We start from the raw sequence: 15,445 nt of genomic DNA, 5'->3' as shown, positions 1-15,445 counted from the left end.
GAGAAACGGGGAGCGATCCCCGTTTTTTATTATCTCCCACCCGCCAGATCGAGAAAGCTGCCGGTGACGTAGGAGGAGGAATCGGAGAGCAACCAGTGAATCGCCTGCGCCACTTCTTCCGGCTGGCCACCGCGCTGCATCGGCAGATTGGCCTTCACGCGATCGACGCGCCCCGGCTCACCGCCGCTGGCGTGCATTTCGGTATAAATCAGACCGGGCCGCACGCAGTTAACGCGAATACCGTACGCCGCCACTTCCAGCGCCAGACCGGTGGTCAGGGTGTCCACCGCCCCTTTTGAGGCGGCGTAATCAACATATTCGCCCGGCGCACCCAGACGGGCTGCCGCCGAGGAGACATTCACAATCGTCCCACCCTTTCCGCCGTGCCGGTGCGACATGATTTTCACCGCCTCGCGGCAGCACAGGAAATAGCCCGTCACGTTGGTGGACAGCACTTTATTAATCCGCTCCGCCGAGAGGTTTTCAATCGTCGTCTGCTGGAACAAAATTCCGGCATTATTCACCAGCGCGGTGATTGTCCCGAGTTCTTCGCCCAGGCGTTTAAACATCGCGACAACCTGCGTTTCGTCGGCAATATCAGCCTGAAGCGCGATGGCTTTGCCACCGGCCTGTTGAATTTCATCGACGACGGATTGTGCAGCGGTTTCGTTATTCAGATAGTTGACGCCGACGGCGTAACCCTGTTGCGCGAGGAGGATCGCGGTTGCACGGCCGATACCGCGGCTACCGCCGGTAACTAACGCTACGCTGTTCATAGAGGGAGCTCCTTTTGGAAAGTGAGGAAAGTGTAGGGGAGATTGTTTCAATTACAACTTTCAGGGAGAAACCTTGGCTCGCTGCCCAAACCTGCCTAATGGTTTTGGAGGGATCGAGGATATTTCGGTTTTTCATGTGCAATGATCGCTCAGCGACTGGCGCCGAAACCGACCAAAAGGGGAAAGTGCTTTTCCCCTTTTGGATTTCCCCACGCTTTTTGAACACGCGCTATCGCTGGGACGACAGACGTGTTCTGGCACAACCGCGTGTGGCGCAAAACCCTGCCGCTGCGCGGTTCCTTCACTCGGTGCTGGAGCCTCAGGTCTCCAGCCCGCTCCGTTCAGCAGGATTTTTGAGCGCGCCATCCTGCCTATCTAAAAGACAAAACCAGCCTGCATTTGAATTCAGATAAGCTTCCAGCCGCTTTCAAAAATCGCGCCGGAGGAGTGGTGGAAAAACGAGCGTGTTTTTGCGAGTTTTGTAACCCGAACGGAGGGGTACCGCGCAGCGGCGGGATTTTGCGGCAAAAGCGGGGGTTTCTGAAACATAGCTGGCTAGCGACAGCGCGCAGTGAAAAAACGCGGGTGTCCAGAGGGAGAAGGTTTGTTCTCCCTCTGGTCGGTGTGGGCCGACGCCCACGGTTTTGAATTTGATTTTGATGTGACTAGCAAAAGCCGCCATTAGCTGCGGCCTCAGCTAAAAACGAGCCTTACTCGTAATCACTCATCGGTACGCATGAACAGAACAAGTTCCTGTCTCCGTAAACGTCATCGAGACGTTTCACCGTCGGCCAGTATTTATTCTCATCACCTGCCGGGAACACGGCCACTTCGCGGGTGTACGGGTGGTTCCACTCGTTCACCAGCTCATTTTGTACGTGCGGTGCGTTCACCAGCGGGTTATCGGCCAGCGGCCATTCGCCTTTCGCTACGCGGTCGATTTCACCGCGGATGGCGAGCAGCGCATCGATAAAGCGATCCAGCTCCACTTTGCTTTCGGATTCGGTCGGTTCAACCATCAGCGTACCCGCAACCGGGAATGACATGGTTGGCGCGTGGAACCCGTAGTCGATCAGACGCTTGGCGATGTCCATTTCGCTGATACCAACGGTCTCTTTCAGCGGACGGATATCCAGAATACATTCGTGCGCCACGCGGCCATCGCGGCCGGTGTAGAGCACCGGATACGCGTCTTTCAGTCGGGTAGCGATGTAGTTCGCATTCAGGATCGCGACCTGGCTGGCCTGCTTCAGACCTTCCGCGCCCATCATGCGGATGTACATCCAGCTGATTGGCAGGATAGACGCGCTGCCAAACGGTGCCGCAGAAACTGCACCATTTTGCGTCAGCACGCCGTCAATCTGCACGACGCTGTGGCCCGGAACAAACGGTGCCAGATGCGCTTTCACACCGATCGGGCCCATACCCGGACCGCCACCGCCGTGCGGGATGCAGAAGGTTTTATGCAGGTTAAGGTGCGAAACGTCCGCGCCGATGTAACCCGGCGTGGTGATGCCGACCTGGGCATTCATGTTCGCGCCGTCGAGGTAAACCTGACCGCCGTACTGATGCACAATCTGGCAAACTTCGCGGATCGTTTCTTCGTAAACGCCGTGCGTGGAAGGATAAGTGACCATAATGCAGGACAGCTCATCGCCCGCTTTCGCCGCTTTCTCACGCAGATCGCTCAGATCAATGTTGCCCTGTTTGTCGCAGGCCACGACCACCACCGTCATGCTGGCCATCTGGGCGGAAGCCGGGTTAGTGCCGTGCGCTGAACTTGGGATCAGGCAGATGTGACGGCTGCTTTCGTTACGGCTTTCGTGGTAACGACGGATCGCCAGCAGGCCCGCATATTCGCCCTGCGCACCAGAGTTCGGTTGCATACACACCGCGTCGTAACCGGTCAGCTGCACCAGCCACTGTGACAACTGACCAATCATTTGCTGATAACCGGCGGCCTGTTCTGTCGGGCAGAACGGGTGCAGCTCAGCAAATTCCGGCCAGGTTATCGGGATCATTTCGGCCGCAGCATTCAGTTTCATGGTGCAGGAGCCCAGCGGGATCATCGCCTGATTCAGCGCCAGATCCTTTTTCTCCAGACGGTGCATGTAACGCATCATCTCGGTTTCGCTGTGGTACTGATTGAAGACCGGGTGCGTCAGGATCGGATCCACACGCAGCATCGCGGCAGGAATCGAGTTGCTGTCGGTCGATGCGGCTTTATCCAGCTTGTCGATGTCCAGACCGTTGTCGTCACCCAGCAGGGCGGCGAACAGAATCTGTACGTCTTCACGGGATGTCGCTTCATCGAGCGTCACGCCTACGGCACCGTGAATGTCGGTGCGCAGGTTCAGACCAAAGCTCAGCGCACGTTCCAGCACGGCAGCTTTGTCTTTGACTTCAACGGTCAGCGTGTCAAACCAGGTGTTGTGACGCAGGGTCAGGCCGCCCTGTTTCAGGCCAGAAGCAAGAATGTCGGTCAGACGGTGAATGCGTGACGCAATGCGTTTCAGGCCTTCAGGGCCGTGGAATACCGCATACAGGCTGGCAATATTCGCCAGTAAAACCTGCGAGGTACAGATGTTGGAGTTGGCTTTTTCGCGGCGGATATGTTGCTCGCGGGTCTGCATCGCCATACGCAGCGCGGTTTTCCCGGCGGCGTCGCGGGAAACACCAATAATACGGCCCGGCATAGAGCGTTTGAACTCGTCGCGGCAGGCGAAGAACGCGGCGTGCGGGCCGCCGTAACCCATCGGCACACCAAAGCGTTGCGCGGAACCGAAGACCACATCAGCGCCCTGTTTGCCCGGCGCGGCCAGCAGAACCAGAGCCATAATATCAGCGGCAACGCTGGTCACAATTTTGCGGGATTTCAGTTCGCCCAGCAGCGCGGTGTAATCGTGAACTTCACCGGTGGTGCCGACCTGTTGTAAAAGCACGCCGAACACACCTTCCAGATCGAGCACTTTTTCAGCTTTATCAACGATAACGTCGAAGCCGAAAGTTTCCGCACGGGTGCGCACAACGTCCAGCGTTTGCGGGTGTACGTCATCCGCCACGAAGAAACGGTTAGCATCTTTCAGTTTGCTGGCGCGTTTCGCCAGCGCCATAGCTTCGGCGGCAGCGGTTGCTTCATCGAGCAACGACGCAGAAGCCAGATCCAGACCGGTCAGATCCAGCGTCAGTTGCTGGAAGTTGAGCAGCGCTTCGAGGCGGCCCTGAGACACTTCCGGCTGATATGGCGTGTACGCGGTGTACCAGCCCGGATTTTCCAGCATGTTGCGCAGGATCACCGGCGGTGTCAGCACTGCGCTGTAACCCATACCAATGTAGGATTTATAACGCTGGTTCTGGCTGGCAATAGCTTTCAGCTCAGCCAGCGCCTGATGTTCTGTCACGGCATCGCCGACGGCCGGTGGCCCCGGCAGCTGAATATCGACCGGAACGATCTGCTGGATCAGCGCGTTTAACGAGTCTGCACCGACCGTTTCCAGCATCTGTTGCTGCTGCTGAGAAGACGGACCAATGTGACGGCCGATAAAGGCTTCGCTGTTTTCGAGTTGGCTGAGAGTCTGAGTCATTTGCTACGCATTCCTGAAATCTGCTGGAGGTGTCTTGGGATACTGACAAAAGCTACGGGTCTTGAGTTCGCCCCGCAAACGGGTTACGGGGCGGGTATTGCAGTCTTGATTACTCTTCGATTGAAGCTGAGTAGGCTTCTGCATCCAGAAGGTTAGCCAGTTCGGCTTCGTCTGAGGCTTTAATCTGGAACAGGAAACCTTCGCCATACGGCTCGCTGTTGACCAGCTCCGGAGAACCTTCCAGCTCGCCGTTCACAGCCACGATTTCGCCGCTGATTGGGGAGTAAATATCGGACGCCGCTTTAACGGATTCCGCGACCGCGCAGTCTTCGCCTGCGGCGACTACACGGCCCACTTCTGGCAGGTCTACAAAGACCATGTCGCCCAGTAATTCCTGCGCGTGTTCGGTGATCCCTACGGTGTAAACGCCGTTGCCTTCTGAACGCACCCACTCGTGGGAAGACGCGTATTTCAAATCTGCTGGCACATTGCTCATCTTTAATCTCCTGAAAACATTTTAAATTTTTATAAATCAGCGAATCGAATGGGTTACTGCACCAGCGGTTTGCCGTTACGGACAAAGCCTGGTTTGGTGACTTTTACCGGCATTTCGCGGTTACGGATTTGAACAATAGCGTTTTCGCCAATGCCCGCCGGAACGCGTGCCAGAGCAATACTGTAGCCGAGAGTCGGGGAGAATGAGCCGCTGGTGATCACGCCTTCCTGCGTATTGCCCGCGCCGTCGGTAAATCGCACCGGCAGTTCGTTACGCAGCACGCCTTTCTCTGTCATCACTAAACCGACAAGCTGTTCGGTGCCCTGCTCGCGCTGTCTTTCCAGTGCGTCACGGCCAATAAAGTTGCGGTCTTCCGGTGCCCACGCGATGGTCCAGCCCATATTGGCCGCCAGCGGTGAAACGCCTTCATCCATTTCCTGACCGTAGAGGTTCATGCCGGCTTCCAGACGCAGCGTGTCACGCGCGCCGAGCCCGGCAGGTTTAACGCCCGCGGCCAGTAATTTCTGCCAGAAATCAGCAACCTGCTCTTGCGGCAGTGCAATTTCATAACCGGTTTCGCCGGTGTAGCCGGTCGTGGCAATAAAGAGATCGCCTGCCTGCACGCCGAAGAACGGTTTCATGCCAGCAACGGCTTGCTTTTGTTCTGCGGTGAACAGCGTTTCGGCTTTTTCTTTCGCCTGCGGCCCCTGAACGGCAACCAGCGCTAAGTCATCACGCACGGTCAGTTCGATGCCGTACGGTTCTGCATGCTGCGAAATCCATGCCAGATCCTTTTCGCGGGTGGCGGAATTCACCACCAGGCGGAAATAATCTTCAGTGAGGAAGTAAACAATCAGGTCGTCGATCACGCCGCCGGACGCATTGAGCATGCCGGTGTAAAGGGCTTTGCCCGGGACGGTGAGTTTGGCGACGTCATTCGCCAGAAGATAACGGAGGAATTCGCGGGTCCGTGCGCCGTGAAGGTCAACGATGGTCATGTGCGAGACGTCAAACATACCGGCGTCCTGACGCACAATGTGGTGCTCATCCAGCTGCGAGCCGTAATGCAAAGGCATCATCCAGCCGTGGAAATCGACCATACGCGCACCGCACGCCACGTGTTGTTCATAAAGCTGAGTCTGCTTAACCATCTTATTCCTCATGACGAAAAGGCTGCCTGAAAATGTAAAAATGACAGGGAGCGCAAACGATACCCTTTATCTGAACTTACCACCTAATCCGTGCGCTAACCATAAGATAAAATATGCGGAGCAGAACGAATGTCAGTAATTTCTCAGGGGCATTGTGCAGAGCTTATGACTGGTAAACTGGGGTTTATGGCGCAAAATCTACAAATAAACACCAAAAGTATCGATGTTATATAACGGCGAGGCCGGATTTCTCACCCTTTTCAGAATGGGGAACCCGGCCTCGAATTAGAAAAAGTAATGGTAAAACTGAGCTGAAATTAGATTATTTCAATCGAAGCGAATCGTCCTGTAACCATTCAGGAAGATCGTTGAGCCCCATCGCCTGACGGACCAGTTGCGGTTTCACACCCGGTAAGGAATCCGCCAGCGTCAGGCCGATATCACGCAATAATTTCTTCGCCGGATTATCCCCGGCAAACAGTTCGCGGAAACCCTGCATTCCCGCCAGCATCAGCGCCGCACTGTGTTTACGGCGGCGCTCGTAACGGCGCAAATACATGTGCTGACCGAAATCTTTGCCATCTTTTTGCAGACGTTTGATTTCAGAAGCCAGCTCGGCGGCGTCCATAAAGCCTAAGTTAACGCCCTGCCCGGCCAGCGGATGCACGGTGTGTGCCGCATCGCCCACCAGCGCCAGACGTGGCGCGGCGAAACTGCGGGCATAACGGCCGGTCAGCGGGAAGGTCAGACGCTCGCTTTCGACAGCACAAACGCCCAGACGCAGGTCAAAGGTGCTGGCGAGAATTTTATTAAACTCTTCCGGTGCCAGGGCGCTCAGACGCTGCGCTTCATCCGGCGAAACCGACCAGACGATAGAAGACAAATGAGCATCCGCCAGCGGCAGGAACGCCAGAATACCTTCACCGTGGAAAACCTGTCGTGCGGCAGACTGGTGCGGCTCTTCGGTGCGAATGGTCGCAACCAGTGCATGATGGCGGTAATCCCAGAACGTCAGCGGGATATCGGCATGCTGACGCAGCCACGACTGTGCGCCGTCAGCGCCGACCACTAAACGCGCGCTGAGCTGGCGGTCATCGCTGAGAGTCACGAACGCATCGTTTTCGCCCCACGCGACATTTTTCAGCGTCGCAGGTGCGAGCAGCGTGATGTCAGAAGCATTTTCTGCCCGCTGCCACAGGGCGCGGTGAATGACCTGATTTTCGATGATATGACCAAGGTGGCTGAAACCGTATTCTTCGCCACGAAATGCGATTTTACCGAAGCTGTCGCGATCCCAGACTTCCATTCCCTGATACGCATTCGCGCGCTGAGCGATGATGTTGTCCCAAACGCCGATATATTTGAGCAGGCGCTCGCTGGCGGCGTTGATGGCAGAAACGCGCAGACCCGGCTGTTCCGGCAAAGGTGAATCGAGATCCGGCAGCTGGTTCTCCAGCACAGCAACACGCAGGCCGCTGCCCTGTAATCCGCATGCCAGCGCCAGACCGACCATTCCGCCACCGGCGATAACCACATCAAAAGATTGCATAATTTTTCCTGTAAGGCCCGGAACGGAATTAACGGTCAACCCAGCCGAGCGTCCGCCTTGTAAACGCATCGCGCAACGGCGTGATGCCTTCCATCGCCAGTAAACCCAGATTGCGGCCGACCATTAATGGCAGATAACGGTTGGCAAAGAGGTGGATCAGGCCGTCGGTAACGCCGACGGTTGCCTGCTGATCGGGCTGACGGCGGTTCTGATAATCGCAAAGTACGCGATAACTGCCGACGTCGTTGCCCTGCCCTGCGGCGCCTGCCAGCGTTTCCGCCAGCGTCATCACATCGCGCAGGCCGAGGTTAAATCCCTGACCGGCAATCGGATGCAGGGTTTGCGCCGCGTTACCCACCAGCGCCAGACGATGGCTGATATGGCTGTTGGCTTTTTGTAATTGCAGCGGATAACTGAAGCGTTTACCGGCCTGTTTCATGGTACCCAGACGCCAGCCAAAGGCCTTTTGCAGTTCGCTGAGAAACTTCGCCTCGCTCCAGTGATCAATTTCTTCACGGGCTTCGCGTGGGTGGCACCAGACCAGCGAACTGCGCCCGTCGGACATCGGCAATAAAGCCAGCGGTCCGTTTTGGGTGAAGCGTTCGAACGCGCGGCCGTTATGCGGTTCGCTGGTGGCGATGTTGGCGATGACGGCAATTTGCCCGTAATCCTCGCGCTGCCAGCTGATATTGCAGGCTTTCGCCAGCGACGAATGAGAACCGTCGGCGGCGACCAGCAACTGCGCGGTCAGGGTTTCACCGCTGTCGAGCGTGACACTCGCGTTGTCAGTTTGTCTTTTAACATCAACCACTTTTGCCGGGCAATGCACCGTCACGCCGGGCGCCTTGCTGAGCATGGCAAACAAACGGTTGCCGACTTCATGCAGCTCAACAACGTGACCAAGCGCTTCGACACCGTAATGCGCCGCAGTGAGATTCACAAAAGCCGCATGACCGCGATCGCTGACGTGAATGTCACGGATAGGCGTCGCGATTTTTGCCAGTGCCGGCCAGATCCCGACGCGCGCCAGTTGCTGGCAGGTTCCCTGCGCGAGCGCAATCGAACGGGCATCAAAACCCGGATGCCCGTGCTCTTGCGGCGCGGTCGCTTCCACCAGATGCACCGGCAGACGCCCCTGCGTCAGCGAGGAAATCGCCAGCGCCAGCGTGGCACCGGTCATTCCGCCGCCAACAATCACTATGCTCATAGAGAAACAATGCTCATATTATTTACGTGCCGCCGCCATTAAGGCTTCGATATCATCGGCTTCTTTCACCACGTCGCCGGTCAGAATTTCGATGCCGGTCGCGGTGATCAGAATGTCGTCTTCGATGCGAATACCGATGCCGCGATACGCTTCCGGAACGTCGGCGTCCGGCGCGATGTACAGACCCGGCTCAACGGTCAGCACCATGCCCGGTTCCAGCGTACGGCTGCGATCTGCCGAGCCATAATGGCCGACGTCATGTACGTCCAGACCCAGCCAGTGAGACAGACCGTGCATGAAGAACTGACGGTGCGCCTGTTCGGCATACAGCGTGTCGACATCGCCTTTCATCACGCCCAGTTTCACCAGACCTTCAATCATCACGCGCACGGCCGCTTCGGTCGCCGCCTGGATGCTGCTGCCCGGCTTTAAAATCTCCAGCGCTTTGTATTCTGACGCCAGCACGATGTCGTAGATTTCGCGCTGCGCTTTGCTGAATTTGCCGTTCACCGGGAAGGTGCGGGTGATATCGCCCGCATAACCTTTGTACTCACAACCGGCGTCGATCAGCACTAAATCGCCGTCACGCATCTCACATTCGTTTTCGGTGTAATGCAGAATGCAGCCATTTTCACCGCTACCGACAATCGTGTTGTAGGAAGGATAACGCGCGCCGTGGCGGTTGAATTCGTGATGAATTTCGCCTTCGAGCTGATATTCAAACATCCCAGGGCGGCATTTTTCCATTGCACGGGTGTGTGCCAGCGCGGTGATTTGCCCGGCGCGACGCATAACAGCGATTTCTTCGGCGGATTTGAACAGACGCATGTCGTGAACCCACGGACGCCAGTCAGTGACGGTCGCGGGCGCGGCGAAGTTTTGACGAAAACCTTTACGCAGTTTTTCCATCGCACGGTTAACGATTTCATCGGCATAGGCATATTCGCCCTGCGCGTGATAGACCACATCAAGGCCGTTGAGCAACAGATGAAGCTGGTCGTTGATGTCGCCGAAAGGCAAGGCTTTGGTCACGCCCAGCTTAGCCGGTGCCGCTTCCTGCCCCAGACGACGTCCGAACCAGATTTCAGCGGTGAGATCACGCACGCGGTTAAACAGCACGCTGTGGTTATGATTTTCATCACTTTTGACCAGAATCAGCACGGCTTCCGGTTCGTTGAAACCGGTGAAATACCAGAAGTCACTGTTCTGACGATACGGGTATTCACTGTCGGCGCTACGCGGGGCTTCGGGGGCCGCAAAAATTATCGCAGCGCTTCCCGGTACCATTTTCGCTAACAGCGCCTGGCGACGGTTCTCGATCTCTTGCTGAGTCATCACTTTCTCCTGAAATCGTTTTAATTCGTTGTTATTAAATGTGTTCTCAAATAATCAGTGCAACGTGCGGGTGTTTTCCGGTGCAGACGGCAGGCTGTGGCCAAATTCGCCAAAGCACAAAATGGCTGCCACACGCACGTACTCCACCACTTCCTCTAAAGATTGCGCCAGTTGTTCCTGATCTTCATCTTCGTCGTAGCCAAGTTGCGCGATGCTACGCAAATCATCGATGGCTTCGCCGACTTCGCCTTTCACTTTCGCGAGTTTAGGCTGCATCATGCCAAGGCCGAGCAGGAAATGGTTGACCCAACCGGCGAGCGCGTCGGCACGTTCGAAGACGCTTTTGTCGTCATCGGGCATCATCATTTTAAATTCGAAGCTGTCATCTTCGAGCGTATCGGACGTGACTTTACGTAGCTGTTGCAGCAAATCCGCCAGCGTATGCGGGAAGGCCAAACCTTCATTGGTCAGATCATGCACCATCGTCAGCCAGCTGCCGTCGCGGTTGCCGCCACACAGTAAGCCACTGATCAGACCGTGCATTTCTGCTGCGGTCAAAGCAACCGATTGTTGTTTCAGGTTTTGATCCAACGAATCGTAAGTAGGGTAAGTATTCTCAATAGACATGCGCATTCGCCATCGTTGGCAGGTTAAGTTCGTGTTATGCTACCACCAAGGTCTGTCGTAGTACCAGATTAGCAGCCCGCAATCAGGCTCACTTTGGCCTGAATGGCACGCCCTGAACAATCAGGCAGCAGTCAGCCGGTCATGGGGTTGTAACCTGGTATTGAGATAGTTATAGTGGCGCCCGCTTCCAACATCCTGCGCCAGGTCGTAGTGGTCACGTTGGGGCGGACGAATAAATCAGCAGGAAGGTGGCATGTCTGCACAACCGGTAGATATTCAAATTTTTGGTCGCTCGTTACGGGTGAATTGTCCGCCAGAACAACAGGAAGCACTGAATCTGGCAGCTGAAGATCTTAATCAGCGGTTGCAAGATCTTAAAGTTCGCACTAGAGTCACCAATACAGAGCAACTGGTTTTCATCGCGGCATTGAACGTATGTCACGAACTTGCTCAGGAAAGGTTGAAAACGCGCGATTACGCATCCAATATGGAACAACGTATCCGGATGCTGCAACAAACCATCGAGCAGGCATTGCTCGAACAAGGCCGGATCTCTGAACGTGAAGGGGCGCCTTTCGAATAACACACGTTGCTGATGTGGCTCGTCACAGGCCAGTCAGAAGCGGTAAAAAATTTCTCTGAGATGTTCGCCAGCGGGCCCGTCCCCTGAGCCGATAATTAGTACCAACAGAATGTGATGATCCGTAATCGGTGCGCATGCTCGGTCCGTCCGAGAAGCCTAAAGATTGCGACAGCACGTTCACCTTGAACCATGGGTTCAAGGGTTACAGCCTGCGACGGCATCTCGGAGATTCCCCTTTCTTTTCGGTACATCCCTTTCTGGTGTTTGTATCTATGTCGCACACTCCTCTTTTTGCTTCTGCCCGACAAAATATCCGTACTGAAATTCGCCAGCGTAGAAAAAACCTGACTTCCGGTCAGCAAACACAGTTTGCCCTTCAGGCCGCTGATCGCGTTGCCGAACACCCTAAAATTCAGTCTGCCATCACGATTTCAGTTTTTCTGTCCTTCGACGGAGAGCTTGATACCACACCGCTGATTCAGCGCCTGTGGCAGGAAGGAAAAGAGCTTTTTCTGCCTGTGCTGCATCCTTTTTCCCCTCACCATCTGTTGTTCCTGCGCTACACGCCTGAAACGCCGCTGGTGCGCAACCGCCTTAAAATCCTCGAACCACAACTCGATGTCACACAGGTTCTGCCATTATCTCAGCTGGATATCATCCTGACGCCGCTGGTCGCGTTTGACCGCCACGGACAACGTCTGGGTATGGGCGGCGGGTTCTATGACCGCACGCTGGAGCACTGGCAGGATGGCGGGCCGTATCCGATAGGCTTAGCGCATGATTGCCAGCAAGTGGATGCCTTGCCGGCGGAACACTGGGATGTGCCTTTGCCGCAGGTGATCACGCCGGGCAAAGTGTGGACGTGGCGAAGACCGGCTGACTGTTAATACTTATCTCCGATAATACTCCCCTCAGAAATTCCTCTTATACATACCGTTACACGCCGAAACCAATCCCTCACGGACAATAAAATCCGTCGTGTCTATTATCTTCTCAACGGCCCCGCAGTGGGGCGGACACATAAACCGATATCTCTGAGGAATTAAACATGAAAAAAGTATTAGCTCTGGTTGTAGCCGCTGCAATGGGTCTGTCTTCTGTCGCTTTCGCTGCTGAAACAACTGCAACGCCGGCACCTGCTGCTACAGCCACTACTGCTGCACCGGCTGCCAAGCACGTAACCAAACACAAGACTCATAAGAAAGTCGCTCAGAAAGCTCAGGCTGCTAAAAAACACAAAAAAGCCGCTAAGAAAGCGGCTCCGGTTGCTCAGAAAGCGCAAGCCGCTAAGAAACACGTAAAACACGCTAAGAAAGCGGCTCCGGTTGCTCAGAAAGCTCAGGCTGCTAAGAAACACGTGAAACACGCTAAGAAAGCAGCTCCGGTTGCTCAGAAAGCACAGGCTGCTAAAAAACACGTGAAACATGCTAAGAAAGCTGCTCCGGCTGTTAAAGCAACGCCAGCAGCATAAGAAGTCACCAAGAAGTCTTTGTGAGGTGTTAACTCGCAATTACCAGGACTGTTAAATTTACACCCGGTTCGCCGGGTGTTTTTTTCTCCAGTTTTTATCCTGAGGTACTGTGGATGATGCTGCGCCGCTTTCAGTTCGAAATCACCCTGTCTTCACTGATCCTCTGTGGTCTGGTCAGCCTGTTCTTTTACTTCTGACACTTTCGTGAAGTGCCCTGAGATGGCGCCCGTCATCGGCTCTGCGCGTTGAGCTATCAGGCAAAAACTCATCAAACAAGCTCTTCCCGTCTGCGGGAAATGCATAAAAAAACCGCCTTTCGGCGGTTTGATGTTCTGCATCATACAAACTAATCAGTAAAGCAAACGCGCACGAATGGTGCCCGGGATTGCTTTCATCAGTTGCAGCGCGGTGTTCAGTGTCGCGGTATCCGTTTCAGCATCGATAACCACATAGCCGACTTCCGGGCTGGTTTGCAGATACTGCGCCGCAATGTTGATGCCCTGCTCCGCGAAAATCTGGTTGATGCTGGTCAGCACGCCCGGACGGTTTTCGTGGATATGCAGCAAGCGGCTGGCTTTCTCGGTATGCGCTGGCAGAGAGGCTTCAGGGAAGTTAACCGCGGACAACGTGGAACCGTTGTCAGAGTATTTCGCCAGTTTACCTGCCACTTCCAGGCCAATACCTTCCTGCGCTTCCATGGTAGAACCGCCGATGTGTGGCGTCAGCAGCACGTTGTCGAATTCACACAGCGGAGAATTGAACGGATCGCTGTTGGTCGCCGGTTCTTCCGGGAAGACGTCGATAGCCGCACCGGACAGATGTTTGCTGCGCAGCGCATTGCACAGGGCAGGAATGTCGATCACCGTGCCGCGTGAGGCGTTGATCAGCAATGCACCCGGCTTGATTTGCGCCAGCTGTACTTCGGAAATCATGTTTTTGGTGCCTGGTGTTTCAGGAACGTGCAGGGTCACGACGTCGCTGGTACTGAGCAGTTCTTCCAGAGTCGCAATCGGCTGTGCATTACCCAGCGGCAATTTGCTTTCGATATCGTAATAGAAGACGCGCATCCCCAGGCTTTCCGCCAGAATACCCAGCTGTGTACCGATGTGGCCATAGCCGACAATACCCAGACGTTTACCGCGCGCTTCAAAAGAGCCGACGGCCAGCTTGTTCCAGATCCCGCGGTGGGCTTTGGCGTTGGCCTCAGGGATGCCGCGCATCATCAGCAACATTTCGCCCAGCACCATTTCGGCGACGGAACGGGTATTGGAGAACGGTGCGTTAAAGACCGGAATACCGCGACGGGTAGCCGCTTTCAGGTCAACCTGATTGGTACCGATACAGAAACACCCTACAGCCACCAGTTTTTCTGCTGCCTGGAACACTTCTTCGGTCAGCTGAGTACGCGATCGGAGCCCAACAAAGTGCGCATCACGGATCGATTCTTTCAGCGATTCCGTATCTAAAGCACCTTTGTGAAATTCAATATTGGTGTAACCCGCGGCACGGAGTGTATCAACCGCACTTTGGTGGACGCCTTCCACTAACAAAAATTTAATCTTGTCTTTCTCAAGTGATACTTTTGCCATTTCCCGACCCTATATTTTTCTGGCTGAATTCGAACTGCTAGGTGACTGCTCACAGTCAACATAACAAAAAATCCGCCATCATCAATACAAACGATTGCCTGCACGGCAGCAGAAGGCTCACCGCGCCTGATGGTTTTTAGCATTTCATGCTGGCTAGATTTTGCAGAGCCGGACGTTCATGAGGCTTATCCTCAGAATGTGACATAAGTCACCAAATTAAAGCTTTTGAAGAAAAGATGATTCAACCAGAAAATTATCATCTTCATAACATTGCGTTATGACAGAGCGATGACGAGGCAGGAGCTGGCTGCTTTCAACCAAAGCAGCCAGATCTTCTGCTTATAGCGGGATTACTTCAGTTTGACGGTTTTTACGCCTTCAGACGTACCGACCAGCGCCACGTCAGCGCCACGGTTGGCGAACAGGCCGACAGTGACGACACCGGCAATGCTGTTGATCTTATTTTCCATCGCAATGGCATCCATAATGTTCAGATTATGGACATCGAGAATGATATTGCCGTTGTCGGTCAGCACATTTTGGCGGTATTCCGGCAGGCCGCCGAGCTTCACCAGTTCACGCGCAACATAAGAACGAGCCATAGGGATGACTTCCACCGGAAGCGGGAATTTACCCAGCACATCCACCTGCTTTGATGAATCCACAATACAGATGAATTTTTTGGCGATCGCTGCAATGATTTTTTCACGGGTCAGCGCCGCGCCACCGCCTTTGATCATCTGCATGGCGCCGTTGATTTCATCTGCACCGTCAACGTAAACGTCCAGCGAGTCCACTTCATTGCTGTCGAAAACGTGAATGCCCAGGCTTTTCAGTTTTGCCGTTGAAGCGTCAGAGCTGGAAACGGCGCCTTCAATCTGGCCTTTGATCGAACCCAGAGCATCGATGAAATGGGCGGCGGTGGATCCGGTTCCGACGCCGACGATGGTCCCCGGGGTCACGTAATCCAGTGCGGCCCAGCCGACTGCTTTTTTCAATTCTTCCTGCGTCATAATGGCTTCTCTGTCTGATAACGTAAGTGGCATGAATACGGAAAAGTGTCGGTGATTATAAAGC

The 15,445-nt window shown here is 54.8% G+C and carries 14 protein-coding genes and 1 other RNA gene; 4 read left to right on the top strand and 11 right to left on the bottom strand.

Annotated features, from left to right (window positions below):
- Nucleotides 1-29: 29 nt before the first annotated feature.
- From CWS43_RS02960 to CWS43_RS02925, 8 genes are all read right to left on the bottom strand, one after another.
- Nucleotides 30-776, bottom strand: coding sequence for an SDR family oxidoreductase (locus CWS43_RS02960; protein ID WP_101075357.1), 747 nt, complete (start codon nt 774-776; stop codon nt 30-32).
- 710 nt (nt 777-1,486) lie between these two features.
- Nucleotides 1,487-4,360 (bottom strand): aminomethyl-transferring glycine dehydrogenase, encoded by a 2,874-nt coding sequence (gene gcvP, locus CWS43_RS02955; protein WP_101075356.1) that lies wholly within the window; start codon nt 4,358-4,360, stop codon nt 1,487-1,489.
- A gap of 109 nt (nt 4,361-4,469) precedes the next feature.
- Nucleotides 4,470-4,856, bottom strand: coding sequence for a glycine cleavage system protein GcvH (gcvH, locus tag CWS43_RS02950; protein ID WP_101075355.1), 387 nt, complete (start codon nt 4,854-4,856; stop codon nt 4,470-4,472).
- 53 nt (nt 4,857-4,909) lie between these two features.
- Nucleotides 4,910-6,007, bottom strand: coding sequence for a glycine cleavage system aminomethyltransferase GcvT (gene gcvT / locus CWS43_RS02945; protein ID WP_101075354.1), 1,098 nt, complete (start codon nt 6,005-6,007; stop codon nt 4,910-4,912).
- 322 nt (nt 6,008-6,329) lie between these two features.
- A complete protein-coding gene (ubiI, locus tag CWS43_RS02940) occupies nt 6,330-7,556 on the bottom strand; it encodes an FAD-dependent 2-octaprenylphenol hydroxylase (RefSeq protein WP_101075353.1) in 1,227 nt (408 codons plus the stop codon).
- A 28-nt stretch (nt 7,557-7,584) separates the two neighbouring features.
- Nucleotides 7,585-8,763, bottom strand: coding sequence for a 2-octaprenyl-6-methoxyphenyl hydroxylase (ubiH, locus tag CWS43_RS02935; protein WP_101075352.1), 1,179 nt, complete (start codon nt 8,761-8,763; stop codon nt 7,585-7,587).
- A gap of 18 nt (nt 8,764-8,781) precedes the next feature.
- Nucleotides 8,782-10,098 (bottom strand): Xaa-Pro aminopeptidase, encoded by a 1,317-nt coding sequence (gene pepP / locus CWS43_RS02930; RefSeq protein WP_101075351.1) that lies wholly within the window; start codon nt 10,096-10,098, stop codon nt 8,782-8,784.
- 54 nt (nt 10,099-10,152) lie between these two features.
- Nucleotides 10,153-10,725: a YecA family protein gene (locus CWS43_RS02925; protein ID WP_101075350.1), complete on the bottom strand. Its 573-nt coding sequence runs from the start codon at nt 10,723-10,725 to the stop codon at nt 10,153-10,155.
- 253 nt (nt 10,726-10,978) lie between these two features.
- On the opposite strand from CWS43_RS02925, the gene zapA reads away from it, so the two are divergent.
- The 4 genes from zapA to asr all read left to right on the top strand — a co-directional run bounded on the left by zapA (nt 10,979) and on the right by asr (nt 12,779).
- Nucleotides 10,979-11,308: a cell division protein ZapA gene (gene zapA, locus CWS43_RS02920; RefSeq protein ID WP_013576788.1), complete on the top strand. Its 330-nt coding sequence runs from the start codon at nt 10,979-10,981 to the stop codon at nt 11,306-11,308.
- 49 nt (nt 11,309-11,357) lie between these two features.
- Nucleotides 11,358-11,541: non-coding RNA, 6S RNA (ssrS, locus tag CWS43_RS02915), on the top strand.
- A gap of 39 nt (nt 11,542-11,580) precedes the next feature.
- Nucleotides 11,581-12,195 carry a 5-formyltetrahydrofolate cyclo-ligase gene (locus CWS43_RS02910; protein WP_101075349.1) on the top strand — a complete coding sequence of 205 codons (615 nt, stop codon included), beginning with the start codon at nt 11,581-11,583 and terminating at the stop codon, nt 12,193-12,195.
- A gap of 161 nt (nt 12,196-12,356) precedes the next feature.
- Nucleotides 12,357-12,779 carry an acid resistance repetitive basic protein Asr gene (asr, locus tag CWS43_RS02905; RefSeq protein WP_101075348.1) on the top strand — a complete coding sequence of 141 codons (423 nt, stop codon included), beginning with the start codon at nt 12,357-12,359 and terminating at the stop codon, nt 12,777-12,779.
- Between the two features lie 152 nt (nt 12,780-12,931).
- On the opposite strand, the gene CWS43_RS27140 is transcribed toward asr, so the two are convergent.
- The 3 genes from CWS43_RS27140 to rpiA form a co-directional block, all read right to left on the bottom strand.
- Complete coding sequence (locus tag CWS43_RS27140; protein WP_157825344.1) at nt 12,932-13,120, bottom strand: hypothetical protein; 189 nt, start codon at nt 13,118-13,120, stop codon at nt 12,932-12,934.
- 9 nt (nt 13,121-13,129) lie between these two features.
- On the bottom strand, nt 13,130-14,368 hold the full coding sequence (gene serA, locus CWS43_RS02900) for a phosphoglycerate dehydrogenase (protein WP_101075347.1): 1,239 nt from the start codon (nt 14,366-14,368) through the stop codon (nt 13,130-13,132).
- Nucleotides 14,369-14,718: 350 nt separating this feature from the next.
- Nucleotides 14,719-15,381, bottom strand: a complete 663-nt coding sequence (rpiA, locus tag CWS43_RS02895) for a ribose-5-phosphate isomerase RpiA (protein ID WP_101075346.1) — start codon at nt 15,379-15,381, stop codon at nt 14,719-14,721.
- Between the last annotated feature and the right edge of the window lie 64 nt (nt 15,382-15,445).

The organism is Rahnella sp. AA (assembly GCF_002834385.1).
Classification (GTDB): Bacteria; Pseudomonadota; Gammaproteobacteria; order Enterobacterales; family Enterobacteriaceae; genus Rahnella.
Note: the sequence above shows the minus strand (reverse complement) of the source record. Positions and strands in the feature narration are given on the sequence as shown.